Origin of the sequence: Massilia sp. (assembly GCF_032106685.1) — a bacterium.
GTDB lineage: Bacteria > Pseudomonadota > Gammaproteobacteria > Burkholderiales > Burkholderiaceae_D > Telluria.
Genome location: NZ_DAMCPG010000021.1, coordinates 53,778 through 79,473 on the forward strand (window position 1 = coordinate 53,778; position 25,696 = coordinate 79,473).

Consider the following 25,696-nt stretch of genomic DNA (forward strand, 5'->3'; position numbering starts at 1 on the left):
ACGCCCTCACGCAAGCCAGGATCAGTCCAGGCGCTCCAGCGACACCAAAAACTTCGCCGCATTCTGGTAGCCGATCACCCGGCTATCCGGGATTTCCGCACCGCTCGGATCGAAGAAGATAATGCCCGGCGGCCCGAACAAACCGAAGCGCTTCAGCATGGCCTTGTCGTGCGCGTCGTTGGCCGTGACGTCGACCTGCAGCAGCACGGTATTGGCGAGTTTCGCCTGCACCTGCGGATCGACGAAGGTCAGCTTCTCCATCTCCTTGCAGGAAACGCACCAGTCGGCGTAGAAGTCGAGCATGGCGGTCTTGCCGCCGAGCGCGGCGAGCGCCGCGTCCAGCTCGTCCACGGTTTTCACGCGCTTGAATACGAGGTGCTGCTGCTGCGCACCGGTCAGGTGGGCCAGCGGCGCGAGCGGATCGCGGCCGCCGCTGGCCGCGCCGACCAGCTGCATCGCGCCCAGGATGCCGAATACGGCGCCGAAGGCGAGCGCGGCCCAGTGTCCGCGGCGGCGCAGCAGCCAGGCGCCGTAGCCGAGCAGCAGCGCGGCCCACAGGACCATCTGCACGATTGGGGGTAGCACCGGCGACACCAGCCACAAGGCCATCGCCAGCATCAGCACGCCGAAGAAGCGTTTCACGGCTTCCATCCAGGCGCCGGCGCGCGGCAGCAGCGAGCCGGCCGAGACGCCGACCAGCAGCAGCGGAATGCTCATGCCCAGGGCCATCGAGAACAGCGCCGCGCCGCCGATCAGCACGTCGCGGGTCTGGCTGATGTAGACCAGGGCGCCGGCCAAGGGGGCGGCCACGCAGGGGCCGACGATCAGCGCCGAGATGGCGCCCATGGCGAACACGCCGGCCAGCTTGCCGGACGCCTGGCGGCCCGAGACGCCCGCCAGTTTCGTCTGCAGCGCCGCCGGCACCTGCAATTCGTAGAAGCCGAACATCGACATCGCCATCGCGACGATCAGCACGGCGAACGCGCCCAGCACCCAGGGATTCTGGAGCGCCGCGGCCAGGCCTTCGCCGATCAGGCCGGCGGCGACGCCGAGCATGGTGTAGACGATGGCCATGCCGAGCGAATAGGTCAGCGACAGGATGAAGCCGCGCGAACGGCGCACCTTGCCGCCCTCGCCGACGATGATCGAGGACAGGATCGGCACCATCGGCAGCACGCAGGGCGTGAAGGCCAGGCCCAGGCCGAGCAGGATGAACGCCGGGACGATGGCGAGCAGGCGGCCGCCGTGCAGGATCGCGTTGATGCCGGACAGTTCGGAAGGCTTCTCCGCGCTGGCGGCTGGCGCGCTGCTGCCGGCGCCCGGGGCGATGTCGACGGTCTCGCCCGGCGCCGTGGTGGATGCTGCCTGCGCGGCGCTGGCGCCCTGCCCCGCCGCTGTTTGCGCGGGCTTGTCGACCGCGGGCGCGGCGTCGACTGGCAGGCCGAGACGCGCGGCGGCGCCGGCATTGCCTTCGCTTTGCGGACTGGAGGAGAGGAAGCCGGGTGCGGACGCGGTCGCGCCGCCGTTCGGCAGGCTCATCTGTGGCGCGGCGCCGCCGGCGGCCAGCTGCGCGCTGGCTTCCTGCGGCGGATAGCACAGGCCGGCGTCGGCGCAGCCCTGGCTGGTCGCGTTCAGGGTGAAGGGACCGCTGCCCTCGACCGGGATACGGATCGTCACCGACCCTTTATACGTCTCGACATCCTTCTGGAAGGTCTCGTCGTACTTTACCTTGCCCGGCGGGATGTCCGGCGTGCCCAGCTTCGCGCCGCGGGCCGTGAAGGCGAAGCGTTCGCGGTACATGTAGTAGCCGGGCGCGATGTCGTAGGTGACGACCGCGGTGCGCTCGCCCTCCATGCGCGCCGAGAACTTGAAGGCGATGGCAGGATCGAGGAACTCGTCGGCGGCGCGGCTCGGCGCGGCCAGCAGGACGGCGAACAGGAACAGGAACAGCAGCGACAGCGCGGCGAGCGGGTGCGTCGGCAAGGCACGAAGGCGGGAACGGGACATGACTTCCTTTGATTGAATACAGCGCAGCCGAATGGTACACCGCCCGCGTGACGATGGGTAATCCGAACCCGGGACAAAGGCCGCCGCCTGTCCCCGGCTGCGCATGGACGAAAAAAAACCAGGCGCGAGGCCTGGTTTTTCTTGTCGCACGGAGCGATTACTCGGCGGTCGGTGCTTCTTCAGCCGAGGTGACTTCCGGACGGTCCAGCAGTTCGACGTAGGCCATCGGCGCATTGTCGCCCACGCGGAAACCCATTTTCAGGATGCGCAGGTAGCCGCCGTTACGGTTGGCGTAACGTGGGCCCAGTTCGGCGAACAGCTTCTGCACCATTTCGCGGTCGCGCAGGCGGGCGAATGCCAGGCGCTTGTTGGCCAGGGTGTCGGTTTTGCCCAGGGTCAGGATCGGCTCGATGACGCGACGCAGTTCCTTGGCTTTCGGCACGGTGGTCTTGATGGCTTCATGACGCAGCAGCGAGACGGTCATGTTGCGCAGCATGGCGAGACGGTGGGACGAGGTACGGTTCAGCTTACGGAGGCCGTGACGGTGACGCATGGTACTTCCTTTCGAGTGTTTAATTTCCAGTTCTTCGATCGTTCATGCCAGGGCATGGACGCGGACCGGTTCTAAGGGTTTAAGACTGCCCGGACAACATTGTCCGGCCAGGTACAACAATTACTTAAGAATGCTGGCAAACCACTACAGCATCGTAAGCTTCAGAAACCGTAGCGAGCGGGCTCAGTTCCGTCCGAGAAGCGCAGCCGTACATCCGGTACGGCGAGCATCGCAGGACGGAAATGTGCCCGCGCAGTAGGTTTATGAAGCTTACTTCTCGAGGCCGGCAGGCGGCCAGTTCTCGAGTTTCATGCCCAGGGTCAGGCCGCGCGAAGCCAAGACTTCCTTGATTTCGTTGAGCGACTTGCGGCCCAGGTTCGGGGTCTTGAGCAGCTCGTTTTCCGAACGCTGGATCAGGTCGCCGATGTAGTAGATGTTCTCGGCCTTCAGGCAGTTTGCCGAACGGACCGTGAGTTCCAGATCGTCGACCGGACGCAGCAGGATCGGATCGACCAGCGGAGCACGCGACGGTGCTTCGGCGGCCGCTTCCGTGCCTTCCAGCGCGGCGAAGACGTTCAGCTGGTCAACCAGGACGCGGGCCGACTGGCGGATCGCTTCTTCCGGGGTGATGACGCCGTTGGTCTCGATGTTGATGATCAGCTTGTCGAGGTCGGTACGCTGTTCGACACGGGCCGATTCCACGGCGTACGAGACGCGGCGGACTGGCGAGAACGATGCGTCCAGGATGATGCGGCCGATCGTCTTGTTGGTGTCTTCCGACAGGCGACGGACGTTACCCGGAACATAACCACGGCCTTTTTCGACCTTGATTTGCATGTCCAGCTTGCCGCCGGCGGTCAGGTGAGCGATCACGTGATCCGGGTTGATCAGTTCCACGTCATGCGGCAGATCGATGTCCGATGCCAGGACTGCGCCTTCGCCTTCCTTCTTCAGGGTCAGGGTGACGGAGTCGCGGTTGTGCACCTTGAACACGACGCCCTTCAGGTTCAGCAGCAGGTCGACGACGTCTTCCTGCACGCCGTCCAGCGACGAGTACTCGTGCACGACACCGGCGATGGTGACTTCGGTCGGCGCGTAGCCGATCATCGACGACAGCAGCACGCGGCGCAGCGCGTTGCCCAGCGTGTGGCCGTAGCCACGCTCGAACGGCTCCATCACGACTTTCGCGTGACCGGCGCCCAGGGCTTCGACGTCGATGATACGTGGCTTCAACAAACTATTTTGCATGAAATGTCCTTTTCAATACCCTCGGCTCGTTACACCGATAAGGCTGATGGCATGTGGTGAATTCTTAAAACTGCAACGCCCGCTCGGATGAGGAGCGGGCGCATTTACCGTCTCGGATTAACGCGAGTACAGTTCGACGATCAGTGCTTCGTTGACGTCAGCGGCGATCTCGTTACGCTCAGGGAACGAACGGAAGGTGCCTTCCATCTTCTTGGCGTCGACCGAGACCCAGCTCGGCATGCCGACTTGTTCAGCCAGCGACAGCGCCTCGACGATGCGGGTCTGCTTCTTGGCCTTTTCGCGCACGGCGATGACGTCGCCTGCCTTGACCTGGTACGAAGCGATGTTCACGACGTTACCGTTGACGGTGAAGGCCTTGTGGCTGACCAGCTGGCGCGCTTCGGCGCGGGTCGAGCCGAAGCCCATGCGGTAAGCGACGTTGTCCAGGCGGGCTTCCAGCAGCTTCAGCAGGGTCTCGCCGGTGTTGCCCTTGCGGCGCGATGCTTCTGCGAAGTAGCGGCGGAACTGGCGCTCCAGCACGCCGTACATACGCTTGACCTTCTGCTTTTCGCGCAGCTGGTTGCCGTAGTCCGAGGTGCGAGCACCCGACTTCACGCCGTGCTGGCCTGGCTTGACGTCCAGTTTGCACTTCGAGTCGAGCGAGCGACGTGCGCTCTTCAGGAACAGGTCGGTGCCTTCACGGCGCGACAGTTTTGCTTTTGGTCCGATATAACGTGCCACGTTGAATCCTTTGATGTATTAATCACGCCCCGGAGGCATCGCGAACGATGCGGCAGGCGCTAGTCCGACCCAATGTTGAGCGGACGTGGCTGAAAGAACGCCCCGGACCGTAGGTCCGAGGCGAGAATAGCCGGGCAGTATACCCGAAATCGGGCAACCGCACCGGCGTATTTGATACCGCGACGGGCATCTGCAACAACCGGCGGGCGAACCCGCCGTTTGTCTTAGATACGACGACGCTTCGGCGGACGGCAGCCGTTGTGCGGAACCGGCGTCACGTCCTGGATCTCGGTGATCTTGATGCCCAGGTTGTTCAGCGCGCGCACAGCCGATTCACGGCCAGGGCCAGGGCCCTTGATGCGCACTTCCAGGTTCTTCACGCCGCTTTCCTGTGCGACCTTGCCGGCTGCTTCAGCAGCGACCTGTGCCGCGAACGGGGTCGATTTGCGCGAGCCCTTGAAGCCTGCGCCACCCGACGTCGCCCACGACAGGGCGTTGCCCTGGCGGTCGGTGATCGTGATGATGGTGTTGTTGAACGAAGCGTGGACGTGGGCGATGCCCTCAGCCACGTTCTTCTTGACTTTCTTGCGTGCGCGGGCGGCTGCCGCTGCTGCGCTGCTTTGTTGCTTAGCCATGGTCTATTCCTAGATTATTTCTTCAGCGATTGAGCGGCCTTGCGCGGACCTTTGCGGGTACGTGCATTGGTACGGGTGCGCTGGCCGCGCACTGGCAGGCCCTTGCGGTGACGCATGCCGCGGTAGCAACCCAGGTCCATCAGACGCTTGATGTTCATGGACAGTTCGCGGCGCAGATCGCCTTCCACGACAAACTTCGCAACTTCGTCGCGCAGCTTCTCGAGTTCGTTATCGTCGAGGTCCTTGACCTTCTTGTTGGTCGCGATACCGGTCGCATCGCAGATCTTCTGCGAGCGCGGGCGGCCGATACCGTAAATCGCCGTCAGGCCGATAACAGTGTGCTGATGATTTGGGATGTTAACCCCTGCAATACGTGCCATTCGTTATTCCTCTTAACCTTGACGCTGCTTGTGACGCGGCTCGACGCAGATCACGCGGACCACGCCCTTGCGCTTGATGATCTTGCAGTTGCGGCAGATCCGCTTGACTGAAGCATTAACTTTCATTTTGCACTCTCTTCCTGATTACTTGAATTTTTTACTTGGTGCGGAATACGATGCGCGCCCGGGACAGGTCGTACGGGGTCAGTTCCACCGTTACCTTGTCGCCCGGGAGGATGCGGATATAGTTCATCCGCATTTTACCCGAGATATGCCCCAGGACCACATGCCCGTTTTCCAGCTTTACGCGAAATGTCGCATTTGGGAGATTCTCGAGAATCTCACCTTGCATTTGGATGACGTCGTCTTTTGCCATTCGGTCTATGTACTCCCCGCTTATCGCGTCGGAATCCCACCCTTGAAATTCGCCTTGCGCAGCAGCGATTCATATTGCTGCGACATGACGTAGTTCTGCACTTGTGCCATGAAGTCCATCGTCACCACCACGATGATCAGGAGCGACGTGCCGCCGAAATAGAAAGGAACTTTCCAGAACGACTGCAGGAACTCCGGCACCAGGCACACCAGGGTGATATAGACTGCACCGGCCAGGGTCAGGCGCATCAGGATCTTGTCGATGTAGCGTGCGGTCTGCTCGCCCGGACGGATGCCCGGAACAAACGCGCCGCTCTTCTTCAAGTTGTCCGCCGTTTCCTTGCTGTTGAATACCAGCGCGGTGTAGAAGAAGCAGAAGAACACAATCGCCACCGCATACAGCAACGCGTGGATCGGCTCACCGGTCGCCAGCGAAGCGGCCAAGTCCTTCAGGAACCCGACGAACGGGCTGCTGGAGTCCTTGCCTCGCGTGTACCAGTCAACGATCGTCGCCGGGAACAGGATGATCGAGGAGGCGAAGATCGGCGGGATCACGCCGGCCATGTTCAGCTTCAGGGGCAGGTGGCTGGTTTGGCCACCGTACACCTTGTTGCCGACTTGGCGCTTGGCGTAGTTCACGAGGATCTTGCGCTGTCCGCGTTCAACGAACACGACGGCATACGTAACCGCAACTACCAGGATGACGATAATGATCGCGGCAATGCTGCTGATCGAACCGTTCGAAACCAGGGTGAACAGGCCACCCAGTGCCGACGGCAGACCGGCTGCGATACCGGCGAAAATGATGATCGAAATGCCGTTGCCCAGACCACGTTCGGTGATCTGCTCGCCCAGCCACATGAGGAACATGGTGCCGGTGAGCAGGGTCACGACCGTGACGAAGCGGAATGCCATGCCGGGGTCGAGCACGAGGCCCGGCTGGGCCTCGAGCGCGACGGCGATGCCGAACGCCTGGAACAACGCCAGTGCCACCGTGCCGTAGCGGGTGTACTGGGTGATCTTGCGGCGCCCTGCTTCGCCTTCCTTCTTCAGCGTTTCCAGCTGCGGCACGACGATCGACGCCAGCTGCATGATGATCGAAGCCGAAATGTAGGGCATGATCCCGAGTGCGAACACGGTAAAGCGGGACAACGCGCCACCCGAGAACATGTTGAACATGCCCAGGATGCCGCCTTCGTTCTGCTTGAACAGTGACGCCAGCGCTACCGGGTCGATCCCGGGGACCGGGATGTGAGCACCGATGCGGTACACGACCAATGCGCCAAGCAAAAACCACAGCCGACCCCAGGGGAAGCCGGCGGCGGCGCTTTTACCAAGTTGTGAATTAGTCGCCAATTTTTGCTCCGATCAGGCAGCGGCCGCTTTAGGCGACCGAACCGCCAGCTGCTTCGATGGCCGCTTTCGCGCCCGCGGTCGCCTTCAGGCCCTTGAGGTTCACCGCTTTGGTGATCTCGCCCGACAGGATGACGCGCACGTCGCGTGCCACCACCGGCAGGATGCCTGCTTGCTTCAGCACCAGGATGTCGACATCGCCGACGGCCAGGGCGTTCAGGTCCGACAGACGGACTTCAGCCTTGAAGGTGGCGTTGAGCGACTTGAAGCCGCGCTTCGGCAGACGACGCTGCAGAGGCATCTGGCCGCCTTCGAAGCCGACTTTGTGGAAGCCGCCCGAACGCGATTTCTGACCCTTGTGACCGCGACCGGCGGTCTTGCCCAGGCCGGAGCCGATACCGCGGCCGACGCGACGCTTTGCGTGCTTGGCGCCGTCAGCAGGTTGAATGGTATTGAGTTCCATTGATTTCTCCGTACGTAAGCTGTCGCTTACGAGACAACTTTAACGAGGTACGCGACTTTGTTGATCATGCCACGCACAGCTGGGGTGTCCTGCAGCTCGGAAACCGAGTTGACACGACGCAGACCCAGGCCGCGCACGGTGGCACGGTGATCCTGACGGGTACCGATCAGGCCCTTGACGAGCTTGACTTTGACAGTGTTTGCCATGTTTCTTCCCCTTAACCCAGGATGTCTTCAACCGACTTGCCGCGCTTGGCAGCGATGTCAGCCGGGGTGCTCATTTTTGCCAGACCGTCGAGGGTCGCGCGAACCAGGTTGTACGGGTTCGACGAACCGGTCGACTTGGCGACCACGTCGGTCACGCCCATCACCTCGAAGATAGCGCGCATTGCGCCACCAGCGATCACGCCGGTACCCGGCTTGGCCGGCGACATCATGACGCGCGAGGCGCCGTGACGACCGGTAACGGTGTGGTGCAGCGTACCGTTCTTGAGGGGCACCTTGATCAGGTTGCGGCGGGCTTCTTCCATCGCTTTCTGCACGCCGACAGGAACTTCCTTCGACTTGCCCTTGCCCATGCCGATGCGGCCATCGCCGTCACCGACAACGGTCAGCGCTGCAAAACCCATGATACGACCACCCTTCACCACCTTGGTGACGCGGTTGATCGCGATCATTTTTTCGCGCATGCCATCATCCGGCTTGTCGCTTGCCATTTTCGCTTGCATTTTTGCCATGACGATTCTTCCTTAGAACTTCAGACCGGCTTCACGCGCGGCATCTGCCAGCGCCTTCACACGGCCGTGGTAACGGAAACCCGAACGGTCGAACGCGACTTCGGTGATCCCTGCTTTCAGTGCTTTTTCTGCGACGCGCTTGCCAACCAGGGCAGCTGCTGCAGCGTTGCCGCCGGCACCAGCTTTACCGCCCAGCTCGGCGCGCACTTCTGCTTCCAGCGTCGAAGCCGAAACCAGGACCTTCGCATCCGGGCTGATCAGGTTCGCATAGATGTGCAGGTTGGTGCGGTGAATCGACAGGCGATTCACACCCAGCTGCGCGATCTTGATGCGGGTTTGGCGTCCGCGACGCAGACGCGACTGTTTCTTGTCCATGTCAGCTCCGATTATTTCTTCTTGGTTTCTTTAAGCTTCACCACTTCGTCCGCATAACGGACACCCTTGCCCTTGTAAGGCTCAGGCGAGCGGTAAGCGCGCACTTCAGCGGCAACCTGGCCGACCTTTTGACGATCGATACCCTTGATCAGGATTTCGGTCGGGGTCGGGGTGACCGCGGTGACGCCTTCCGGCATCGCGTGCAGCACCGGGTGCGAGAAGCCCAGCGACAGGTTCAGGGCGTTGCCCTGCACAGCTGCCTTGTAGCCCACGCCCACCAGGGTCAGCTTGCGCTCGAAGCCCTTGGTGACGCCGGTAACCATGTTGTTGACCAGGGCGCGCAGGGTGCCCGACATGGCGTTCGATTCACGCGAATCGTCCACCACGTCGAAAGTCAGCGTGCCGTTGTTGTTTTCCACTTTGACCAGGCCGTTCAGCGGCTGGGTCAGGGTGCCGAGCGGGCCCTTGACGGTGATCGACGACGCGTTGATCGCGACATCGGTACCTGCCGGGACGGCGATTGGCATCTTAGCTACTCGAGACATGTCTACTCCTTAAGCCACGTAGCACAGCACTTCGCCACCGACGCCGGTAGCACGTGCTTTGCGGTCGGTCATCACGCCCTGCGGGGTCGAGACGATTGCCACGCCCAGGCCATTCATGACCGACGGGATCTCGTTCTTGCCCTTGTAGATGCGCAGGCCAGGACGCGAGACGCGCTCGATGCGCTCGATGACCGGACGGCCGGTGTAATACTTCAAACCGATTTTCAGTTCCGACTTGCCACCTTCGGTGGTCACGGCGAAATCCTCAATGTAACCCTCGTCCTTCAGGACGTTGGCGATCGCAACTTTGACTTTCGACGACGGCATTGCGACCGTGGTTTTCTGGACAGTTTGTGCGTTGCGAATGCGGGTCAGCATATCGGCGATAGGATCGCTCATACTCATTGCTTGTTCTCCTATTACCAGCTAGCTTTGGTCATGCCCGGGATTTCGCCTTTCATCGCGAATTCACGGAGTTTGGTACGGGCCAGACCGAATTTACGGAAAGTGCCACGTGGACGGCCGGTCATGGCGCAGCGGTTACGCTGGCGGGTCGGGGCCGAATTACGCGGCAGGGCCTGCAGTTTCAGGCGCGCTTCGTAACGCTCTTCTTCGGTCTTCGACTGGTCGTCGATGATTGCTTTCAGAGCTGCACGCTTTGCGGCGAATTTCTCCACCAGGTCTGCACGCTTCTGTTCGCGGTTAATCAGTGCAAGTTTTGCCATGCTCTTAGTTCCTGAACGGGAATTTGAAGGCGGCGAGCAGCGCTTTGGCTTCTTCGTCGGTCTTAGCGGTGGTGGTGATCGAGATGTTCATGCCACGCAGCGCATCGATCTTGTCGTAATCGATTTCCGGGAAGATGATCTGCTCTTTGACGCCGATGTTGTAGTTGCCACGGCCGTCGAACGATTTGCCGTTGACACCGCGGAAGTCACGCACGCGCGGCAGGGCCACGGTGATGAAGCGGTCCAGGAACTCGTACATGCGGGCGCCGCGCAGGGTCACCATCGTGCCGATCGGGTAGCCTTCGCGGATCTTGAAACCTGCGATTGCCTTGCGTGCCTTGGTGACGACCGGCTTCTGGCCGGCGATCTTGGTCAGGTCGCCCACTGCGTGTTCGATGACCTTCTTGTCTGCGACAGCTTCCGACAGACCCATGTTCAGGGTGATCTTGGTCAGGCGCGGCACTTCCATCACCGACTTGTAGCCGAATTTCTCGGTCAGGTCAGCGACGACTTTTTCTTTGTAGAATTGTTGGAGACGGGCCATGATCTTAAACCTTCACAACTTCGCCGGAGGACTTGTAGACGCGGACTTTCTTGCCGTCCTGGTCTTTGAAGCCTACGCGGTCAGCCTTGCCGGTCGCGGCGTTGAACAGCGCGACGTTGGAGACGTGAATCGGCATCGCCTTGTCGACGATACCACCAGTGACGCCGGTCATCGGGTTCGGCTTGACGGCCTTCTTGGCCACGTTCACGCCGTCGACGATCACGTGCTCGGCGTCGACGCGACGCGAAACCACGCCACGCTTGCCCTTGTCTTTACCGGTCAAAACGATGACTTCGTCGTTTTTACGAATCTTATCCATTGCGACTCCTTACAGAACTTCAGGTGCCAGGGACACGATCTTCATGAACTTTTCGGTACGCAGCTCGCGCGTGACCGGTCCGAAGATACGGGTACCAATCGGTTCCAGCTTGGAATTCAGCAGGACAGCGGCGTTGCCGTCGAACTTCACCAGGGAGCCGTCTTGGCGGCGCACACCTTTGGCGGTACGCACAACCACAGCGTTATAAATTTCACCTTTTTTGACACGACCACGTGGCGCAGCAACCTTGACGGTTACCTTGATGATGTCGCCAATGCTCGCATAACGGCGCTTGGAGCCGCCCAATACCTTGATGCACAGTACTTCTTTCGCACCGGTATTGTCGGCCACTTCGAGCCGGCTTTCAGTTTGAATCATAGTATTTTCTTTCCCAACTTAAGCCGAAGAAACCCCACGGCGAACCGTAGGCCTGCGGTCAGTCTTGGTCCCGCCGTCCGCTCAATGCATGAACGTTCGATTGGGTGATTGGACTTTCCAATAAGCTTCGTACAGGCCGCAGTTACCGAGGGGGACAAACTGCGGCAACACATGAACGAAGCCCGCTAGTATCTCAGATACCAGCGGGCCCCGCAAGACAAATTTTCAGGCTTTACAGAACCTGTGCGACCTGCACAACACGGGTCACGGTCCACGCCTTCGTCTTCGAGATCGGGCGACCTTCCTGGATCTCGACCGTGTCGCCGGTCTTGGCCTGGTTGGTCTCGTCGTGCGCGTGGTACTTGTTCGAGCGCACGATGATCTTGCCGTACAGCGGGTGCTTCACGTGACGCTCGATCAGGACGGTCACCGTCTTGTCCATTTTGTCGGACACGACCTTGCCGACCAGCGTACGCTTCAGCGCCGTTTTAGTGGTGTCGTTCATTTGGCTTCCTTCGAGTTCATCACAGTCTTCACACGCGCGATGTCGCGACGTACTTTCTTGAGCTGCGCGGTATTGCCCAGCTGCTGGGTAGCGATTTGCATGCGCAGGCCGAACTGGGCCTTCAGCAGCTCATTCAGCTCCTTCTGCAGCGCTTCCTGGTCCTTGCCGCGGAGTTCCGATGCTTTCATATTCAACTCCTGTTATTGGCCGACTTGGCGCACCACGAAGGTGGTTGCCAGCGGCAGTTTGGCAGCGGCCAGGCGGAATGCTTCGCGCGCCAGTTCTTCTGCGACGCCGTCCATCTCGTACAGGACCTTGCCTGGCTGGATTTCGGCGACGTAGTACTCCGGGTTACCCTTACCGTTACCCATACGGACTTCGGCCGGCTTGTTCGAGATCGGCTTGTCCGGGAAGATACGGATCCAGATACGACCGCCACGCTTGATGTGGCGGGTCATCGCACGACGCGCCGCTTCGATCTGGCGTGCGGTGATACGGCCGCGGGCGACTGCCTTCAGGCCGAATTCGCCGAACGACACAGCGGTGCCGCGGCTGTGCGAAATGCCGGTGTTACGGCCCTTCTGCTCTTTACGATACTTTCTGCGGGATGGCTGCAGCATCTTTATTCTCCTGCTTTCTCAGCCGGCTTGGCAGCGGCGCGACGACCTGCTGGAGCGGCTCCTGGTTTGGCGCCTGGGCGCGGACGGCCGCCCGGCTTGCCATCATCGCGACGCGGGCCGCGTGGCTTCTTCTCGTCGGCCGGGACGTCGATCACAGGTGCTTCGCCCGTTGCCGAACGGTCGCCCTTGTAGACCCACACCTTGACGCCGATGATGCCGTAGGTGGTCGATGCTTCGCTGGTGCCGTAGTCGATATCGGCGCGCAGGGTGTGCAGAGGCACACGGCCTTCGCGGTACCATTCGGTACGTGCGATCTCGATGCCGTTCAGGCGGCCCGACGACATGATCTTGATGCCGACAGCGCCCAGGCGCATGGCGTTCTGCATCGCGCGCTTCATGGCGCGACGGAACATGATGCGCTTTTCGAGCTGCTGCGAGATCGAGTCGGCGATCAGCTGCGAATCGATTTCCGGCTTGCGGATCTCTTCGATATTGACGTGCACAGGCACGCCCATGATCTTCGTCAGCGACGACTTCAGCACTTCGATGTCTTCGCCCTTCTTGCCGATGACGACGCCCGGACGCGACGAGTAGATCGTGAAGCGTGCGTTCTTGGCAGGACGCTCGATGACGATACGGCCGACCGAAGCGTTCTTCAGCTTCTTCTTCAGGAAAGCGCGAGCTTCCAGGTCTTCCTTCAGCATGTCGGCGAAGTTGCCGTTGCCAGCGTACCAGCGCGACGCCCAGTTACGGGTGACCGCCAGGCGGAAGCCGGTTGGGTGGATTTTCTGACCCATCGTGTGACCCCTTAGTTACCGACAGTCACGTAGATGTGACAGGATTGTTTCGAAATACGATCGCCGCGGCCCTTCGCACGTGCGGTGAAGCGCTTCAGGATCGGGCCCTTTTCGACGTAGATCTGGGTGACCTTCAGCTCGTCGATGTCGGCGCCATCATTGTGTTCCGCGTTGGCGATCGCCGACTCCAGAACCTTCTTGATGATGGTCGCGCCCTTTTTCGGGCTGAACTGCAGAATGTTGAGTGCTGCGTCAACCTTCTTGCCACGGATCAGGTCCGCAACCAGGCGGCCCTTCTGTTCCGACAGGCGAACGCCTTTGAGGATTGCTTTAGTTTCCATTATCGTTTCGCCTTCTTGTCAGCAGCGTGGCCCTTGAACGTACGGGTCAGCGCGAATTCGCCGAGCTTGTGGCCGACCATGTTCTCCGAGACGTACACCGGCACGTGCAGCTTGCCGTTGTGGACAGCGATCGTGAGACCGATGAAGTCCGGAGTGATCGTCGAGCGGCGCGACCAGGTTTTGACTGGCTTCTTGTCTTTGGTCGCTTGCGCGGCTTCGACTTTTTTCACCAGGTGGGCGTCAACGAACGGCCCTTTTTTCAATGAACGAGTCATGATTTATCCTTATTTCTTGCCGCGGCGCGAGACGATCATCGACGAAGTGCGCTTGTTCGAACGCGTCTTCTTGCCCTTGGTCTGCTGGCCCCATGGCGACACCGGATGACGACCGGCAGCCGTACGGCCTTCACCACCACCGTGCGGGTGGTCGATCGGGTTCATGACCACACCGCGAACGGTCGGACGAACACCGCGCCAGCGCATCGCACCAGCTTTACCGATCTTGCGCAGGTTGTGCTCGCCGTTGCCGACTTCGCCAACCGTCGCACGGCACTCGATGTGCACGCGGCGCACTTCACCCGAGCGCAGGCGAACCTGGGCGTAGGTGCCTTCACGGGCCATCAGGACCACGCCGGCGCCGGCGGTACGGGCCATCTGGGCACCCTTACCTGGCAGCATTTCGACGCAGTGCATGGTGGTGCCGACCGGGATGTTACGGATCGGCAGGCAGTTACCCGACTTGATCGGCGCTTCCGAGCCGTTCATGACGGTGTCGCCCACAGCCATGCCCTTGGTGGCGATGATGTACGCGCGATGACCGTCGGCGTAGCACACCAGAGCGATGTGCGCGCTGCGGTTCGGGTCGTATTCGATACGCTCGACCTTGGCCGGGATACCGTCCTTGTTGCGCTTGAAGTCAACCAGGCGGTAGTGGTGCTTGTGACCACCGCCGATGTGGCGGGTGGTGATGTGACCGTTGTTGTTACGGCCAGCGGTCTTCGATTTCTTCTCAACCAGGGCTGCGAACGGACGGCCTTTGTACAGGTCGGCGTTCACAACCTTCACCATGCCGCGGCGGCCTGGGGAGGTTGGCTTCATCTTAACGAGTGCCATTATTTAGCCTCCTCGACAAAATTGATTTCCTGGCCTGGCTTCAGGCACACGAAAGCGCGCTTGGTGTGGTTGCGACGACCGGTGAAACGGCCTGCGCGCTTCTGCTTGCCTTCGCGGTTCACGGTTTGCACCGATTCCACTTCGACCTTGAACAGCAGCTCGACGGCAGCCTTGATTTCCGGCTTGGTTGCGTCCGGCAGAACCTTGAACACGATCTGCTCGTTCTTTTCCGCGACGAAGGTGGCCTTCTCGGAAATGACCGGAGCCAGCAGCACCTTCATCAGGCGCTCTTCGCTAAATTTGATTGCGGTGCTCATGCGTACATCTCCTCGATCTTGGCCAGAGCAGCTTTGGTGACCAGGACTTTCTTGTAGAACACCAGCGACATCGGGTCGGCCGCTTTCGGCTCGACAACCAGCACGTTCGGCAGGTTGCGCGATGCCAGTTCCAGGTTTTCATCGATGGTGTCGGTGATCACCAGGACCGATTCCAGGCCCATGCCCTGCAGCTTTTGCGACAGCAGCTTGGTCTTCGGAGCTTCGATCGACAGGTTTTCGACAACGTTCAGACGGCCTTCGCGGGCCAGCTGCGAGAAGATCGAGCAGATACCTGCGCGGAACATCTTCTTGTTGACCTTGTGCGAGAAGTTCTCGTCCGGGGTGTTCGGGAAGATACGACCACCGCCGCGCCACAGAGGCGACGACGACATACCAGCACGAGCACGGCCGGTGCCCTTCTGGCGCCATGGCTTCTTCGTGGTGTGGCTGACTTCTTCACGGTCTTTCTGCTTGCGGTTGCCGCTGCGCGCGTTGGCGGCGTAGGCGACCACGATCTGGTGAATCAGGGCTTCGTTGTATTCGCGGCCGAACACGGTATCGGCGGCGGCAACGCCGGCGCCAGCTTGACCTTGCTCATTCAGGAGCTGAAGTTCCATATTTAAGCTCCTTTCTTGGCTTTGACTTTGACAGCCGGCTTGACGATCACTTGACCGTTCTTGGCGCCAGGAACGGCACCTTTCACCAGCAGCAGTTGACGCTCGGCGTCGATACGAGCGATTTCCAGGTTCTGGGTGGTGACGGTAACGTCGCCCATGTGACCGGTCATGCGCTTGCCAGGGAACACGCGGCCCGGATCCTGCGCCATACCGATGGAGCCAGGAACGTTGTGCGAACGCGAGTTACCGTGGGTTTGACGGCCCGATGCGAAGTTGTAACGCTTGATGGTACCGGCGTAGCCCTTACCGATCGAGGTGCCTTGCACGTCGATTTTCTGGCCGACTTCGAACAGCGAAACGTTGACGGCGTCGCCGGTTTTGAGTTCGGCTGCCTTGGCGGCGTCGACGCGGAATTCCTTCAGCATCGTGCCGGCTTCCACGCCAGCTTTAGCGTGGTGACCCGCAACAGCCTTGGTCACGCGGGAAGCGCGACGTTGACCGAATGCGACCTGAACTGCGGCATAGCCGTCGGTTTCAGGAGTTTTGATTTGCGCAACACGGTTGTTCGATACGTCGAGCACGGTGACTGGGATCGAATCCCCGTCATCCGTGAAGATGCGCATCATGCCAACCTTGCGACCGAGAAGGCCCAGGCTCATTTTTTCTCCATTCCCACCTACGATTGGGCGGGGGTTGTTTAACTACTAGAAAAAGTACGGATCTAAAAAGACGAATCCATACCGAAGCCGGCTAGTATAGCGCGCAAAAGGGCTTGACGCAACAAGTTAATCAGGGGTATGTGAACCCTGTTGCGCATTTTTCGCAGTAGCGTGGAGAAGAAGGAATCTGGCCTAGCTGGCCAGCACAGAAAAGGCACCAATGCGCCTTTTCTCTGCAGAACCGCGAAGGGCTCTGCGCATATTTGAAGTGTTTGGTGGGCGGTGCAGGATTCGAACCTGCGACCCCTTGGATGTCGACCAAGTATTCTAACCAACTGAACTAACCGCCCGAGGTCCCGCATTATAGGGAAGGCATCGGCGGTTTGCAATAGCTGAGTTTGAGAAAGTTTTTTTGGGGTGGTGATCTTCAGGTGCGCAGGCGCTTGTGGGGCTGCTGACTGCCCTGTGATTGGTACGCGCCGTCCGCGTGGGCACAGGTGCCCACCCTACGGGCGGCGCTGCGGACTCCGGTGAAAAAAGCGAAGCCAATCGCGGGCTCTGTCGCCGCGAGTCCGAGGCGCCTCCCGTAGGGTGGGCTCTCGAGCCCACGCGGATCGTGAATTCCGATAACGGCACAGGCAACAGCCCCCGCGCCCGCCGCATACCCTGCGCCGACATACCCTCCCGTACGCCTAAGCTTGCCATAAGGACAGCTGTGTACAATCGAATAATTAACGCCTATATTGGCAGTCGATGCAAATCGACTCCAGGCCAGGCGGGAATCACGGCCGCCGCCGTCACCGACGGCGGTATCCACTGCAGTTTTCACTCCAATGAAAGGAGCTGTAATGGCAATCAGTTTGCAAAAAGGCGGCAACGTCAACCTCAGCAAGGAAGCACCGAACCTCACCAAGGTCCTCATCGGCCTGGGCTGGGACCCGCGCTCGACCGACGGCGCGGCCTTCGACCTGGACGGCAGCGCGTTCATGCTGAAGTCCGACGCGAAGGTGCGCGGCGATAGCGACTTCATCTTCTATAACAACCTGAAGTCGACCGACGGCTCGGTCGTCCACAACGGCGACAACACCACCGGCCAGGGCGAGGGCGACGACGAGACCCTCACCGTCGACCTGACGAAAGTCCCGGCCGACGTCGACAAGATCTCGTTCTGCGTCACCATCCACGACGCCGAAGCGCGCCGCCAGAACTTCGGCATGATCGGCAAGGCCTTCATCCGCTGCGTCAACGCCGGCACCAACGGCGAGATCGCACGCTACGACCTGTCCGAGGACAGCTCGACCGAGACCGCCATGATCTTCGGCGAACTGTACCGCGCAGGCGGCGACTGGAAATTCCGCGCCGTCGGCCAGGGCTACAACGGCGGCCTGGGCCCATTGGCGCGCTCGTTCGGCGTCAACGTGTAATCCGGCCCCGCCGGATCGCAGGGTGCCTTCCTCCCCTGCTCCCGCCCCGCCTGAGCGCGGGGCACTCTCCCACAGCATTACAAGGACTTCATGCGCGTCTGGTTCAACCGTACGTTCTCGTCCGTCCACGCCGCGATCGACCTGATCCGCCGCGACGATGTCGACGGCCGCTTCCACATCATCCACAGCAATCCGAATCCGCAATCGCCGGTGGCGCGCGCCGCCCACGAATTCCACGCCGAGCCGACCGGGCTCGAAGGACAGTCCTACATCGACTGGTGCCTGGACTTCTGCCGCGCGCACGCCGTCGCCATCTTCGTCCCCGGCCGCGAAGCCACCCTGCTGGCGGGCGCCCACGCGCGCTTTGCCGCCATCGGCACCCGCGTCCTGAGCTGCGCCTCGGAACAGAACCTGCAGCTGATTCACGACAAGGGCCGCTTCTACCGGGAAGCCGACCTGCCCGGCGCGCCCGTGGCCGAGTTCCGCGCCTTCCGCGACGCCGCCGGTTTCGAAGAAGCCTACGACCAGCTGCGCCGCCGTCACGCCAGGCTGTGCGTGAAACCCTCGCGCTCGATCTACGGCCTGGGCTTCGCCGTGCTGGACGAGACGCGCAGCAGCGCCGAGCTCCTGATGGCCGGCGCCGAGTACCACGTCTCGCTCGACGACTTCCGGCGCGCCCTGCCCGCCCTCGGCGAATTCCGCGACATGCTGTTGATGGAATACCTGGACGGGCGCGAATACAGCGTCGACTGCGTCGGCGACAACGGCCGCCTGGTGGCGGCGGTCGCGCGCCGCAAAGGCACGCAGGCCGGCGCCGGCCAGCGCATCGACCAGCGCGCCGACATCCTCGACGCCACCGCGCGCCTGGCGCAGGCGTATGGCCTGAACGGCCTGTTCAACGTGCAGTTCCGCGAAGCCGGAGGACGCGCACGCCTGCTCGAGATTAATCCGCGCATGTCGGGCGGCATCGGCATGGCCTGCGTAGCCGGCCCCAACCTGCCGTACATCGCCTTGCGCGGCTTCGCCGACGGTTTCGACAAGGTCGAGGTCGCACCGGTGCGCAACGGCATCCGCGTCGGCGAATTGAGCCGCGCCGTGGAGCTGGCATGAACGCGCGCCTCGACGCCGGCTTGCCGGTCCGCCGCAGCGAACGCCTGCCCACCGGCCTGCTCGAGATCGATCTCTACAATGGCGCGGACGAACTCGACGCGCTGCTCGGCTTCGCCGCGCGCGCCAACGCCAAGCGTGGTTTCCTGTTCCTGAGCAAGGTGCTGGGCAAGCACTGGCCGGTGCGTCCATCGACCATGCTCGCGGTGCACGCGCGCCTGGCCGCCGGCGTGCCGGCTGGCGACGGCCCGGTACTCTTCATCGCCATGGCCGAGACGGCCGTCGGCCTGGGCCAGGGCGTGTTCGAGGCCTGGCTGCGCGCCAATCCGGGGCGCGACGCGCTGTTCCTGCACACCACGCGCTACCGCGTCGGCACGGGTCCCATCATCGAGTTCGAGGAAGCCCACAGCCACGCGCCGCGCCAGTTCCTGCACATGCCCGCAAGCCGCCACGAACAGGACCTGCTGCTCAATGCAAGGACCATCGTGCTGGTCGACGACGAGGCCAGCACCGGCAACACCTTCGTCAACCTGGCCCAGGCCTGCTTGCGCCTGAACCCGGCGATCGAACGCGTGCACCTGGCGGTCATCGCCAACTTCATGGGCCAGGCCGCAACCGGCGCCCTGGCCGCGCGCTTCGGCATGCCCGCCACCCTGGGTGCGCTGATCGACGGCGAGTACCGCTTCGAGGCCGCGCACATCCCGGTCGACGCCGCGCCGGCCCAGCGCTTCGATGCGCTGGCCGAGCGTGGCGCCAGCACGGCATTCGGCCGCCTCGGCCTCACGCGCGGCCTGCGTACGCCTGAAGCCCTGGCGCACCGGCTGGCGGCGGGCATCGCGCCCGGCGCAAAAGTGCTGGTGCTCGGCACCGGCGAATTCATGCATGCGTCCACCTTGCTGGGCGCGGCGCTCGAAGCCCTTGGCCTGGACGTGGTGGTGCAGTCGACCACGCGCTCGCCGATCCTGACCTGGGGCGCCGTCGGGCACGCGCTGAGCTTCCCCGACAACTACGGCGAAGGCATCGCCAACTTCCTGTACAACGTGGCGCCCGGCCAGTACGCGCAGGTGCTGGTGTGCCACGAGACGCCACCGAACGCGGCGCTGCGCGAGCTCGCCGCCCAGCTCGGCGCGCGCCTGTTCCACTACCACACCGAGGACGACGTTGAAGAAGTTCCTGTTCGCTGACCTGGACGACACGCTGTTCCAGACCCTGGAAAAATGCGCGGTGCGCGAAGGGCTCGAGCCGGCCGCCTATTACGGCGACGGCAGCGTCTGTTCGCTGACCACGCCGGCGCAGCGCGCGTTCTTCACCTTCGCCAGCGAAGGCATGACGGTGATCCCGACCACCGCGCGCAGCCTGGACGCCTTCCGCCGCGTCGACCTGGGCTTTACCAGCTACGCGATCCTGAACTTCGGCGGCGTGATCCTGCTGCCCGACGGCAGCATCGACCGCGACTGGCAGGGCACGATGCACGACAAGATGACGGCCGCCCTGCCCGGTTTGCAGGAACTGGCGGCCCGCATCGACGCCTGGGCCGACGACACCGGTTTCAAGGGCCGCGCGCGCCTGGTCGAGGATGCCGGCACGCCGTTCTTCGTGGTGGTGAAGGATCCGGGCAAGGTCGCGGCGAACCTGCTGCCGATCGAGGACGAGGTGGTGCGCCCCTGGATCGCGGACGGGCGCCAGGACTACTGCGTGCACCGCAACGGCAACAACCTGGCGATCCTGCCGACGAGCCTGGACAAGGCGAACGCGGTCGCCTGGGTGACCGGGCGCCTGCGCCGCGAACACGGCGAGATCATCACCTTCGGCATGGGCGACAGCCGTTCGGATGCGCGCTTCATGGCCGACTGCGACTACGCCATCATCCCGCGCCGCACCCAGCTCGCGAAGCTCACCGTGGAGGCGCTGTGAACTTCTCCGGCAGCTACCATGGCGCGGACGTGACTTTTCTGCTCAAGCCGCTGCCGCTGGCCGACTTCGTCGACGACGTCGCCGAGAAGGAACGCCTGATCCAGTCGGGCCAACGCCACTACAGCGAGATGCTGTCGCCGGAGCGCCCGCCCTCGGCGCGCTACGTCGCGGTGTTCGACGAGGCCTGTCGCGCGAACGGCGAACGCATGGCGCGCGACTGCCTGCGCCTGGCCCAACTGGTTGCACAGCGCCGCAGCGGCCCGGTCACGGTCGTGTCGCTGGCGCGCGGCGGCACGCCCGTCGGCGTGCTCCTCAAACGCCTGCTCGAGCGCGTGCACGACCGCGTGGCGACGCATTACTCGGTGTCGATCGTGCGCGACCGCGGCATCGATGCGAATGCCCTGCGCCACATCCTGGCCCAGGGCCATGCGCCGGCGTCGATCGTGTTCGTCGACGGCTGGACCGGCAAAGGCGTGATCGCGCGCGAATTGGCCGCCTCGATCGAACGCTTCAACCGCGAGCACGGCACGGAGATCGACAGCGGCCTGTTCGTGCTGTCCGACCTGGCTGGGGCCGCCGCCTGCGCGGCCTCCTGCGACGACTACCTGATCCCGTCGAGCATCCTGAACGCGACGGTGTCGGGGCTGGTCAGCCGCTCGGTGCTGGCCAAGGCGCTCGGCCCGCGCGACTTCCACGGCTGCGTGCTGTACAGCGACTTCGCCGCGCACGACCGCTCGCGCGATTTCGTCGACGACCTGGAGCGCCGCGCGCTTGCCCTGTGCGGCCAGACGGACGAGGCGCAGGCGGTCGACGCGCGCCTGGCGGCCAGCCGTTCGCAGGCCTACGTTGCGGCCGCGATGGCGCGCTACGGCGTGAATGACGTCAACCTGGTCAAGCCCGGCATCGGCGAGGCCACGCGGGTGCTGCTGCGCCGCGCGCCGCGCCTCCTGGTGCTGCGCGACGCGCAGGCGCCTGCGGTGGCCCACCTGCGCCTGCTGGCCGAAGAAAAACAGGTGCCGGTCGAGATCGACCCGGCGCTGCCCTACCAAGCTGTTTCCCTCATCAGGAGTGCATCGGATGCATAAATCGATGGGCGCGTCGCTGTACGTGCCGGCCAATCACAAACACCTGCTGGACGTGGCGAACGGCGACAAGCTGCCGCAGGCGCGTTCGCTGATCTTCTGCACCGAGGACGCGGTCGCCGACCGCGAGCTGAGCTGGGCGCTGTTCAACCTGTCCGTCGTGCTCGAAAACATGCGCGCCGAGGTGGCGGCCGAGCGCTTCGTCCGCGTGCGCAACCCGGAAGTGCTGGCGCGCGTGCTGGCGATGCGCGGCGCCGATAAACTGACCGGCTTCGTGATCCCGAAGGCGACGCGCCACAATTTCGACGCGTATTACCGCCTGGTGCGCGACACCGGCCACATGCTGATGCCGACGCTGGAGACGGCCGAGGTGTTCAGCGAGCGCGAGATGGAAGCCTTCCGCGACCTGCTGCAGTCGCCGGGCGTGCGCAACCGCATCCTGGCGCTGCGCGTCGGCGGCAACGACCTGCTGGCGTTACTGGGGCTGCGGCGCCCGCGCGGCATGACGATCTACCGCACGCCGCTCGGCCCGGTCATCGCGAAACTGGTGACGATCTTCCGCCCCTACGGCTTCGCCCTCACGGCGCCGGTGTTCGAGCACCTCGACGTGCCCGAGCTGCTGGACCAGGAAGTGCAGGAAGACATGGCCTACGGCATGGTCGGCAAGACCGCGATCCACCCGAGCCAGATCGCGCCGATCGAGCAGCACTACAAGGTCAGGCCGCAGGACCTGGCCGCCGCCGAGGCGATCCTCGACGAGAACAGCCCGGCGGTGTTCAAGATGCACGAGTCGATGTGCGAGGTCGCCACCCACCGCGCCTGGGCCGAGCGCATGGTCGCGCAGTCGCGCCTGTTCGGCGCCCACCAGCTCGATGCGCCGCACTGGCCGGCCGCTTTATAGAAAGGACCCAACCATGAACAACTTCACACGCGGCCAGAAAGGCAAGCTGGCCGATCTCGGCGCCGGCACCCGCTTCCCGGTCGAGGTCGACCTCAACGCGCCCGGCATCTCGGTCGATGTCTCCTGCTTCGGCCTGGATGCGTCCGACAAGCTCTCGGACGACCGCTACATGGTCTTCTACAACCAGCTCGCCAGCCCGGGCGACGCCGTGACGCTCAATCTCTCCGGCGGCAAGGCGCGCTTTACGATCAACCTCGACGCCCTGCCGGCCTCGATCGCCAAGCTGGTGTTCGTGGCCGCGATCGACGGCGCCCAGACCATGCGCGCGCTCGGCGCCAGTTCGCTCACCGTGGGCGACGCGGTCCGCTTCCCGTGGTCGGGCGCGGACTTCGGCGACGAAAAGGCGGTGATCGTGGCCGAGATCTACCGGCGCGACGGCCAGTGGCGCTTCGGCGCGGTCGGCCAGGGCTTCAATGGCGGCCTGTCGGCGCTGCTCGCGCACTTCGGCGGCACCGAGGCCAAGCCGGCGTCGTCGCCAGCCCCAGCGCCCGCTGCCCCGGCACCCGCGGCGCCGAAAGTCTCGCTCTCGAAGATCACGCTGGAAAAACGCGGCGACAAGGTGTCGCTCGACAAGGCGCCCGGCCGCGGCTACGGCCGCATCCACGTCAACCTCAACTGGAACCAGTCCTCGACCTCGCCGGCGCCGGCGCCGGCGCCGGAAAAGACCGGCTTCCTCGGCCGCCTGAGCGGCGCGCTGGGTAACGCGGGCCGGCCGCGCCGTCCGGGCGGCGGCATCGACCTCGATCTCGGCTGCATGTTCGAGCTGGCCGACGGCCGCAAGGGCCTGGTACAGGCGCTGGGCAATGCCTGGGGCGACTACGACCGCCTGCCCTACATCAAGCTCGACGCCGACGACCGCACCGGCGCATCGACCGGCGGCGAGAACCTGTGGATCAACGGCGACCAGTTCGACCAGATCCGGCGCGCGCTGATCTTCTCCTTCATCTACGAGGGCGTGCCGAACTGGTCGGCGACCGACGGCGTGGTGACGGTGGCGGTGCCGAACCAGGCGCCGATCGAGGTGCGGCTCGACCAGGGCGGCAGGCAGATGATGTGCGCGATCGCGATGATCGAGAACCAGGGCGGCCGCCTGCAGGTGACCAAGATGGTCGAGTACTTCGAGCAGCAGGGCCGTACCAGCGCGCACGAACTGATGGACCAGCGTTTCGGTTTCGGGCTGCGCTGGAAGACCGGGTCGAAGGACTAGGACTTATTCTTCATTGGCGCGGCGCACGGCCGCGCCGAGCAGTTCGGGCCGGTCGAGGTAGAGGAAGACATAGGCCGGCGCCGGACTGGCCATCTGATAGATCGTGATCGTCACCGGCGCCTCGGGCCGCAGGCGCAGCACCACGTTCGGCGCATCGAAGGGAGACACCGTGACGGTATCGCGCCGCGCGACGCCATGGCGCTTGCACCATTGTTCCGGTTTCTCGGTCACGTTGTCGCAGCCGGCGATGGCGCTCAGCGGAATGACGCCGGAGCCGCGCGCCCCGATCGACAGGTCGAGCGCGTCGCCCGTCAACACGTGCCCTTTCGCGCCCCGCACCATCCAGCGGTCGGCCACCACCCACATCAGGATCGTCGCGGCCGAGAACAGCGAGCACACGTGCAGGATGGCGCGCACGCGCGGCTCGTCGATGAAGATCGAGGCGATCGCGGCGTCGAGCGGCAGTTCGATGCAGGCGGAAAAGACGGCGATGCCGAGCACGGTCGAATAGGCGCCGCGTTCGGTGTAGGTCAGCAGCGTACCTGCTGGGCGCGCCGGATGGGGCTGGCGCCGCACCCAGGCCAGGAAGCCCTGGCGCATCGCGTGGCCGAGTTTGATAAAGGCGAGGAATTCGGGCGGCAGCGTGGCGCCCAGGCGCGCGCTCCAGGGCGTGCCCTTGCGCGCGACCTGGCGCATGCGGCGCGAGAAATCGGGAATGCCAGCGAGATCCTTGGCAACGAGCAGGAGCAGCGGCAGCATGAGCAGCGGCTTGTCCAGCAGCGCCCTGGCGGTGTCGGGCATGGCGTAGGCCGCCATGCGGCCGAAGACGAAGACGACCCAGGCATAGCCCAGCATCTGCCACCAGTTGGTGTCCTGCAGCCAGGTCAGCTGCTTTGCAAATAATGCCTGCCGCGCTTTCACCCCGTCCTCCCTCCATGCTGGTCAAGAAAACTATTGTATGGATTTTAACATGGTTGATGCTTGGCAATCATCCGTTGGCGGCTTGTATAAAACATCGGGGCCGGGAAGGTTCGCCACATGGCGACCCTTCCCGGCCCCGATTATTTCAACGCTCGCGGATCGCTCCGCGTCTGTCGAAAGAATTACTGCAGCTTGATCTCGACGTCGACGCCAGCCGGCAGGTCCAGCTTCATCAGTGCGTCAACGGTCTTGTCGGTCGGGTCCACGATGTCCATCAGACGCTGGTGCGTACGGATTTCGAACTGGTCGCGCGAGGTCTTGTTGACGTGCGGGGAACGCAGGACGTCGAAACGCTGGATGCGGGTCGGCAGCGGGACCGGGCCCTTGACCACAGCGCCGGTGCGCTTGGCGGTGTCGACGATTTCCAGTGCGGACTGGTCGATCAGCTTGTAGTCGAACGCTTTCAGGCGAATGCGGATTTTCTGGTTTGGAGTGGACATGCTATTTCCTTAAAAAAGAACGAACCGGCTTGTCGCCGGCAATCATGTATTCGGTTACTTCGGTACAGCACAAGAGCGGGAGTATAACACTGTTCCACTCGTACAGAGGGGGCAGAACCGAAATTCTGCCCCCTCTGTTGTTCGGACAGGACTAATGCCCTGCCCGGTGATCAAACGCTATTAGGCGATGATCTTGGCAACCACGCCGGCGCCGACGGTACGGCCGCCTTCGCGG

Annotated in this window: 38 protein-coding genes and 1 tRNA gene; 7 read left to right on the forward strand and 32 right to left on the reverse strand. The window is 63.1% G+C overall.

From position 1 onward, the window contains the following. Positions 1 to 21 precede the first annotated feature (21 nt). The 30 genes from dsbD to RT688_RS13430 form a co-directional block, all read right to left on the reverse strand. Positions 22 to 2,007: a protein-disulfide reductase DsbD gene (dsbD, locus tag RT688_RS13285; protein ID WP_313705357.1), complete on the reverse strand. Its 1,986-nt coding sequence runs from the start codon at positions 2,005 to 2,007 to the stop codon at positions 22 to 24. Between the two features lie 157 nt (positions 2,008 to 2,164). Further along, entirely contained in the window at positions 2,165 to 2,560 is a 396-nt protein-coding gene (gene rplQ, locus RT688_RS13290; protein WP_005663400.1) for a 50S ribosomal protein L17, read from the reverse strand. A 270-nt stretch (positions 2,561 to 2,830) separates the two neighbouring features. Continuing rightward, on the reverse strand, positions 2,831 to 3,808 hold the full coding sequence (locus tag RT688_RS13295) for a DNA-directed RNA polymerase subunit alpha (protein ID WP_026354946.1): 978 nt from the start codon (positions 3,806 to 3,808) through the stop codon (positions 2,831 to 2,833). Between the two features lie 117 nt (positions 3,809 to 3,925). Further along, a complete protein-coding gene (rpsD, locus tag RT688_RS13300) occupies positions 3,926 to 4,549 on the reverse strand; it encodes a 30S ribosomal protein S4 (protein ID WP_313705358.1) in 624 nt (207 codons plus the stop codon). Positions 4,550 to 4,773: 224 nt separating this feature from the next. Then, positions 4,774 to 5,184 carry a 30S ribosomal protein S11 gene (rpsK, locus tag RT688_RS13305; protein WP_027867243.1) on the reverse strand — a complete coding sequence of 137 codons (411 nt, stop codon included), beginning with the start codon at positions 5,182 to 5,184 and terminating at the stop codon, positions 4,774 to 4,776. A gap of 14 nt (positions 5,185 to 5,198) precedes the next feature. Further along, on the reverse strand, positions 5,199 to 5,564 hold the full coding sequence (rpsM, locus tag RT688_RS13310; protein WP_036208931.1) for a 30S ribosomal protein S13: 366 nt from the start codon (positions 5,562 to 5,564) through the stop codon (positions 5,199 to 5,201). A 12-nt stretch (positions 5,565 to 5,576) separates the two neighbouring features. Then, positions 5,577 to 5,690 carry a 50S ribosomal protein L36 gene (gene rpmJ, locus RT688_RS13315; RefSeq protein ID WP_005663407.1) on the reverse strand — a complete coding sequence of 38 codons (114 nt, stop codon included), beginning with the start codon at positions 5,688 to 5,690 and terminating at the stop codon, positions 5,577 to 5,579. A 31-nt stretch (positions 5,691 to 5,721) separates the two neighbouring features. Beyond that, the gene (infA, locus tag RT688_RS13320; protein ID WP_005663428.1) at positions 5,722 to 5,940 is read right to left on the reverse strand and encodes a translation initiation factor IF-1; all 219 of its coding nucleotides are present in this window, start codon (positions 5,938 to 5,940) and stop codon (positions 5,722 to 5,724) included. A 20-nt stretch (positions 5,941 to 5,960) separates the two neighbouring features. Next, positions 5,961 to 7,295, reverse strand: coding sequence for a preprotein translocase subunit SecY (secY, locus tag RT688_RS13325; protein WP_313705359.1), 1,335 nt, complete (start codon positions 7,293 to 7,295; stop codon positions 5,961 to 5,963). Between the two features lie 28 nt (positions 7,296 to 7,323). After that, positions 7,324 to 7,755, reverse strand: a complete 432-nt coding sequence (rplO, locus tag RT688_RS13330; RefSeq protein WP_312550077.1) for a 50S ribosomal protein L15 — start codon at positions 7,753 to 7,755, stop codon at positions 7,324 to 7,326. A 26-nt stretch (positions 7,756 to 7,781) separates the two neighbouring features. Beyond that, positions 7,782 to 7,961, reverse strand: a complete 180-nt coding sequence (gene rpmD / locus RT688_RS13335) for a 50S ribosomal protein L30 (RefSeq protein ID WP_027867247.1) — start codon at positions 7,959 to 7,961, stop codon at positions 7,782 to 7,784. Between the two features lie 11 nt (positions 7,962 to 7,972). After that, a complete protein-coding gene (gene rpsE, locus RT688_RS13340; RefSeq protein ID WP_026354944.1) occupies positions 7,973 to 8,491 on the reverse strand; it encodes a 30S ribosomal protein S5 in 519 nt (172 codons plus the stop codon). 12 nt (positions 8,492 to 8,503) lie between these two features. Beyond that, complete coding sequence (gene rplR / locus RT688_RS13345) at positions 8,504 to 8,866, reverse strand: 50S ribosomal protein L18 (protein WP_312550074.1); 363 nt, start codon at positions 8,864 to 8,866, stop codon at positions 8,504 to 8,506. 11 nt (positions 8,867 to 8,877) lie between these two features. Continuing rightward, positions 8,878 to 9,411, reverse strand: coding sequence for a 50S ribosomal protein L6 (gene rplF / locus RT688_RS13350; protein WP_312550073.1), 534 nt, complete (start codon positions 9,409 to 9,411; stop codon positions 8,878 to 8,880). A 9-nt stretch (positions 9,412 to 9,420) separates the two neighbouring features. Further along, complete coding sequence (gene rpsH / locus RT688_RS13355; protein ID WP_312550072.1) at positions 9,421 to 9,816, reverse strand: 30S ribosomal protein S8; 396 nt, start codon at positions 9,814 to 9,816, stop codon at positions 9,421 to 9,423. A 14-nt stretch (positions 9,817 to 9,830) separates the two neighbouring features. Further along, positions 9,831 to 10,136, reverse strand: coding sequence for a 30S ribosomal protein S14 (gene rpsN / locus RT688_RS13360; protein WP_036240351.1), 306 nt, complete (start codon positions 10,134 to 10,136; stop codon positions 9,831 to 9,833). Between the two features lie 4 nt (positions 10,137 to 10,140). Then, a complete protein-coding gene (rplE, locus tag RT688_RS13365; protein ID WP_312550070.1) occupies positions 10,141 to 10,680 on the reverse strand; it encodes a 50S ribosomal protein L5 in 540 nt (179 codons plus the stop codon). Between the two features lie 4 nt (positions 10,681 to 10,684). After that, positions 10,685 to 10,999: a 50S ribosomal protein L24 gene (rplX, locus tag RT688_RS13370; RefSeq protein WP_312550069.1), complete on the reverse strand. Its 315-nt coding sequence runs from the start codon at positions 10,997 to 10,999 to the stop codon at positions 10,685 to 10,687. 9 nt (positions 11,000 to 11,008) lie between these two features. Further along, positions 11,009 to 11,377 carry a 50S ribosomal protein L14 gene (gene rplN, locus RT688_RS13375; RefSeq protein WP_211519064.1) on the reverse strand — a complete coding sequence of 123 codons (369 nt, stop codon included), beginning with the start codon at positions 11,375 to 11,377 and terminating at the stop codon, positions 11,009 to 11,011. Positions 11,378 to 11,609: 232 nt separating this feature from the next. Next, positions 11,610 to 11,882 (reverse strand): 30S ribosomal protein S17, encoded by a 273-nt coding sequence (gene rpsQ, locus RT688_RS13380; RefSeq protein WP_135191947.1) that lies wholly within the window; start codon positions 11,880 to 11,882, stop codon positions 11,610 to 11,612. Next, complete coding sequence (gene rpmC, locus RT688_RS13385; RefSeq protein ID WP_027867254.1) at positions 11,879 to 12,070, reverse strand: 50S ribosomal protein L29; 192 nt, start codon at positions 12,068 to 12,070, stop codon at positions 11,879 to 11,881. Before rpmC ends, rpsQ begins: the two co-directional genes overlap by 4 nt. A 12-nt stretch (positions 12,071 to 12,082) precedes the next feature. Then, complete coding sequence (gene rplP, locus RT688_RS13390) at positions 12,083 to 12,502, reverse strand: 50S ribosomal protein L16 (RefSeq protein WP_312550067.1); 420 nt, start codon at positions 12,500 to 12,502, stop codon at positions 12,083 to 12,085. A gap of 2 nt (positions 12,503 to 12,504) precedes the next feature. Beyond that, a complete protein-coding gene (gene rpsC, locus RT688_RS13395) occupies positions 12,505 to 13,299 on the reverse strand; it encodes a 30S ribosomal protein S3 (RefSeq protein WP_312550066.1) in 795 nt (264 codons plus the stop codon). Between the two features lie 11 nt (positions 13,300 to 13,310). After that, positions 13,311 to 13,643 carry a 50S ribosomal protein L22 gene (gene rplV / locus RT688_RS13400; RefSeq protein ID WP_174348348.1) on the reverse strand — a complete coding sequence of 111 codons (333 nt, stop codon included), beginning with the start codon at positions 13,641 to 13,643 and terminating at the stop codon, positions 13,311 to 13,313. Further along, positions 13,640 to 13,915, reverse strand: coding sequence for a 30S ribosomal protein S19 (rpsS, locus tag RT688_RS13405; RefSeq protein ID WP_312550065.1), 276 nt, complete (start codon positions 13,913 to 13,915; stop codon positions 13,640 to 13,642). Before rpsS ends, rplV begins: the two co-directional genes overlap by 4 nt. A gap of 9 nt (positions 13,916 to 13,924) precedes the next feature. Beyond that, complete coding sequence (gene rplB, locus RT688_RS13410) at positions 13,925 to 14,752, reverse strand: 50S ribosomal protein L2 (protein ID WP_312550064.1); 828 nt, start codon at positions 14,750 to 14,752, stop codon at positions 13,925 to 13,927. Continuing rightward, positions 14,752 to 15,069 (reverse strand): 50S ribosomal protein L23, encoded by a 318-nt coding sequence (gene rplW / locus RT688_RS13415; protein WP_312550063.1) that lies wholly within the window; start codon positions 15,067 to 15,069, stop codon positions 14,752 to 14,754. Before rplW ends, rplB begins: the two co-directional genes overlap by 1 nt. Continuing rightward, entirely contained in the window at positions 15,066 to 15,686 is a 621-nt protein-coding gene (gene rplD, locus RT688_RS13420; protein ID WP_027867260.1) for a 50S ribosomal protein L4, read from the reverse strand. The genes rplW and rplD overlap by 4 nt, the downstream gene beginning before the upstream one ends. A gap of 2 nt (positions 15,687 to 15,688) precedes the next feature. Continuing rightward, positions 15,689 to 16,345 (reverse strand): 50S ribosomal protein L3, encoded by a 657-nt coding sequence (rplC, locus tag RT688_RS13425; protein WP_313705360.1) that lies wholly within the window; start codon positions 16,343 to 16,345, stop codon positions 15,689 to 15,691. Between the two features lie 273 nt (positions 16,346 to 16,618). Continuing rightward, a tRNA-Val gene (locus tag RT688_RS13430) sits at positions 16,619 to 16,695 on the reverse strand. Positions 16,696 to 17,193: 498 nt separating this feature from the next. Between RT688_RS13430 and RT688_RS13435 the strand changes: the two genes are divergently transcribed. The 7 genes from RT688_RS13435 (at position 17,194) to RT688_RS13465 (ending at position 24,040) form a co-directional block, all read left to right on the forward strand. After that, complete coding sequence (locus RT688_RS13435; protein WP_313705361.1) at positions 17,194 to 17,769, forward strand: TerD family protein; 576 nt, start codon at positions 17,194 to 17,196, stop codon at positions 17,767 to 17,769. Between the two features lie 90 nt (positions 17,770 to 17,859). Continuing rightward, positions 17,860 to 18,879: an ATP-grasp domain-containing protein gene (locus tag RT688_RS13440; protein ID WP_313705362.1), complete on the forward strand. Its 1,020-nt coding sequence runs from the start codon at positions 17,860 to 17,862 to the stop codon at positions 18,877 to 18,879. Beyond that, positions 18,876 to 20,060 carry a phosphoribosyltransferase domain-containing protein gene (locus RT688_RS13445; protein ID WP_313705363.1) on the forward strand — a complete coding sequence of 395 codons (1,185 nt, stop codon included), beginning with the start codon at positions 18,876 to 18,878 and terminating at the stop codon, positions 20,058 to 20,060. The genes RT688_RS13440 and RT688_RS13445 overlap by 4 nt, the downstream gene beginning before the upstream one ends. Further along, the gene (locus tag RT688_RS13450) at positions 20,038 to 20,790 is read left to right on the forward strand and encodes a hypothetical protein (RefSeq protein WP_313705364.1); all 753 of its coding nucleotides are present in this window, start codon (positions 20,038 to 20,040) and stop codon (positions 20,788 to 20,790) included. Before RT688_RS13445 ends, RT688_RS13450 begins: the two co-directional genes overlap by 23 nt. After that, complete coding sequence (locus RT688_RS13455) at positions 20,787 to 21,875, forward strand: cysteine protease StiP family protein (protein ID WP_313705365.1); 1,089 nt, start codon at positions 20,787 to 20,789, stop codon at positions 21,873 to 21,875. The genes RT688_RS13450 and RT688_RS13455 overlap by 4 nt, the downstream gene beginning before the upstream one ends. Beyond that, positions 21,868 to 22,773 (forward strand): HpcH/HpaI aldolase/citrate lyase family protein, encoded by a 906-nt coding sequence (locus RT688_RS13460; protein WP_313705366.1) that lies wholly within the window; start codon positions 21,868 to 21,870, stop codon positions 22,771 to 22,773. The genes RT688_RS13455 and RT688_RS13460 overlap by 8 nt, the downstream gene beginning before the upstream one ends. A gap of 13 nt (positions 22,774 to 22,786) precedes the next feature. Then, entirely contained in the window at positions 22,787 to 24,040 is a 1,254-nt protein-coding gene (locus tag RT688_RS13465; RefSeq protein ID WP_313705367.1) for a TerD family protein, read from the forward strand. Between the two features lie 3 nt (positions 24,041 to 24,043). On the opposite strand, the gene RT688_RS13470 is transcribed toward RT688_RS13465, so the two are convergent. Together RT688_RS13470 and rpsJ are read right to left on the reverse strand one after the other, a co-directional pair. Further along, a complete protein-coding gene (locus RT688_RS13470) occupies positions 24,044 to 24,961 on the reverse strand; it encodes a hypothetical protein (protein WP_313705368.1) in 918 nt (305 codons plus the stop codon). Positions 24,962 to 25,143: 182 nt separating this feature from the next. Continuing rightward, positions 25,144 to 25,461, reverse strand: a complete 318-nt coding sequence (rpsJ, locus tag RT688_RS13475; protein ID WP_130186563.1) for a 30S ribosomal protein S10 — start codon at positions 25,459 to 25,461, stop codon at positions 25,144 to 25,146. Positions 25,462 to 25,696: the final 235 nt, after the last annotated feature.

Bases quoted from the DNA above. Each gene is read 5' to 3' on its own strand.
- dsbD (WP_313705357.1), bottom strand. From the start codon at position 2,007: ATGTCCCGTTCCCGCCTTCGTGCCTTGCCGACGCACCCGCTCGCCGCG.
- rplQ (WP_005663400.1), bottom strand. From the start codon at position 2,560: ATGCGTCACCGTCACGGCCTCCGTAAGCTGAACCGTACCTCGTCCCAC.
- RT688_RS13295 (WP_026354946.1), bottom strand. From the start codon at position 3,808: ATGCAAAATAGTTTGTTGAAGCCACGTATCATCGACGTCGAAGCCCTG.
- rpsK (WP_027867243.1), bottom strand. From the start codon at position 5,184: ATGGCTAAGCAACAAAGCAGCGCAGCAGCGGCAGCCGCCCGCGCACGC.
- rpsM (WP_036208931.1), bottom strand. From the start codon at position 5,564: ATGGCACGTATTGCAGGGGTTAACATCCCAAATCATCAGCACACTGTT.
- rpmJ (WP_005663407.1), bottom strand. From the start codon at position 5,690: ATGAAAGTTAATGCTTCAGTCAAGCGGATCTGCCGCAACTGCAAGATC.
- infA (WP_005663428.1), bottom strand. From the start codon at position 5,940: ATGGCAAAAGACGACGTCATCCAAATGCAAGGTGAGATTCTCGAGAAT.
- rplO (WP_312550077.1), bottom strand. From the start codon at position 7,755: ATGGAACTCAATACCATTCAACCTGCTGACGGCGCCAAGCACGCAAAG.
- rpmD (WP_027867247.1), bottom strand. From the start codon at position 7,961: ATGGCAAACACTGTCAAAGTCAAGCTCGTCAAGGGCCTGATCGGTACC.
- rpsE (WP_026354944.1), bottom strand. From the start codon at position 8,491: ATGGCAAAAATGCAAGCGAAAATGGCAAGCGACAAGCCGGATGATGGC.
- rplR (WP_312550074.1), bottom strand. From the start codon at position 8,866: ATGGACAAGAAACAGTCGCGTCTGCGTCGCGGACGCCAAACCCGCATC.
- rplF (WP_312550073.1), bottom strand. From the start codon at position 9,411: ATGTCTCGAGTAGCTAAGATGCCAATCGCCGTCCCGGCAGGTACCGAT.
- rpsH (WP_312550072.1), bottom strand. From the start codon at position 9,816: ATGAGTATGAGCGATCCTATCGCCGATATGCTGACCCGCATTCGCAAC.
- rpsN (WP_036240351.1), bottom strand. From the start codon at position 10,136: ATGGCAAAACTTGCACTGATTAACCGCGAACAGAAGCGTGCAGACCTG.
- rplE (WP_312550070.1), bottom strand. From the start codon at position 10,680: ATGGCCCGTCTCCAACAATTCTACAAAGAAAAAGTCGTCGCTGACCTG.
- rplX (WP_312550069.1), bottom strand. From the start codon at position 10,999: ATGGATAAGATTCGTAAAAACGACGAAGTCATCGTTTTGACCGGTAAA.
- rplN (WP_211519064.1), bottom strand. From the start codon at position 11,377: ATGATTCAAACTGAAAGCCGGCTCGAAGTGGCCGACAATACCGGTGCG.
- rpsQ (WP_135191947.1), bottom strand. From the start codon at position 11,882: ATGAACGACACCACTAAAACGGCGCTGAAGCGTACGCTGGTCGGCAAG.
- rpmC (WP_027867254.1), bottom strand. From the start codon at position 12,070: ATGAAAGCATCGGAACTCCGCGGCAAGGACCAGGAAGCGCTGCAGAAG.
- rplP (WP_312550067.1), bottom strand. From the start codon at position 12,502: ATGCTGCAGCCATCCCGCAGAAAGTATCGTAAAGAGCAGAAGGGCCGT.
- rpsC (WP_312550066.1), bottom strand. From the start codon at position 13,299: ATGGGTCAGAAAATCCACCCAACCGGCTTCCGCCTGGCGGTCACCCGT.
- rpsS (WP_312550065.1), bottom strand. From the start codon at position 13,915: ATGACTCGTTCATTGAAAAAAGGGCCGTTCGTTGACGCCCACCTGGTG.
- rplB (WP_312550064.1), bottom strand. From the start codon at position 14,752: ATGGCACTCGTTAAGATGAAGCCAACCTCCCCAGGCCGCCGCGGCATG.
- rplW (WP_312550063.1), bottom strand. From the start codon at position 15,069: ATGAGCACCGCAATCAAATTTAGCGAAGAGCGCCTGATGAAGGTGCTG.
- rplD (WP_027867260.1), bottom strand. From the start codon at position 15,686: ATGGAACTTCAGCTCCTGAATGAGCAAGGTCAAGCTGGCGCCGGCGTT.
- rplC (WP_313705360.1), bottom strand. From the start codon at position 16,345: ATGAGCCTGGGCCTTCTCGGTCGCAAGGTTGGCATGATGCGCATCTTC.
- RT688_RS13435 (WP_313705361.1), top strand. From the start codon at position 17,194: ATGGCAATCAGTTTGCAAAAAGGCGGCAACGTCAACCTCAGCAAGGAA.
- RT688_RS13440 (WP_313705362.1), top strand. From the start codon at position 17,860: ATGCGCGTCTGGTTCAACCGTACGTTCTCGTCCGTCCACGCCGCGATC.
- RT688_RS13445 (WP_313705363.1), top strand. From the start codon at position 18,876: ATGAACGCGCGCCTCGACGCCGGCTTGCCGGTCCGCCGCAGCGAACGC.
- RT688_RS13460 (WP_313705366.1), top strand. From the start codon at position 21,868: ATGCATAAATCGATGGGCGCGTCGCTGTACGTGCCGGCCAATCACAAA.
- RT688_RS13465 (WP_313705367.1), top strand. From the start codon at position 22,787: ATGAACAACTTCACACGCGGCCAGAAAGGCAAGCTGGCCGATCTCGGC.
- rpsJ (WP_130186563.1), bottom strand. From the start codon at position 25,461: ATGTCCACTCCAAACCAGAAAATCCGCATTCGCCTGAAAGCGTTCGAC.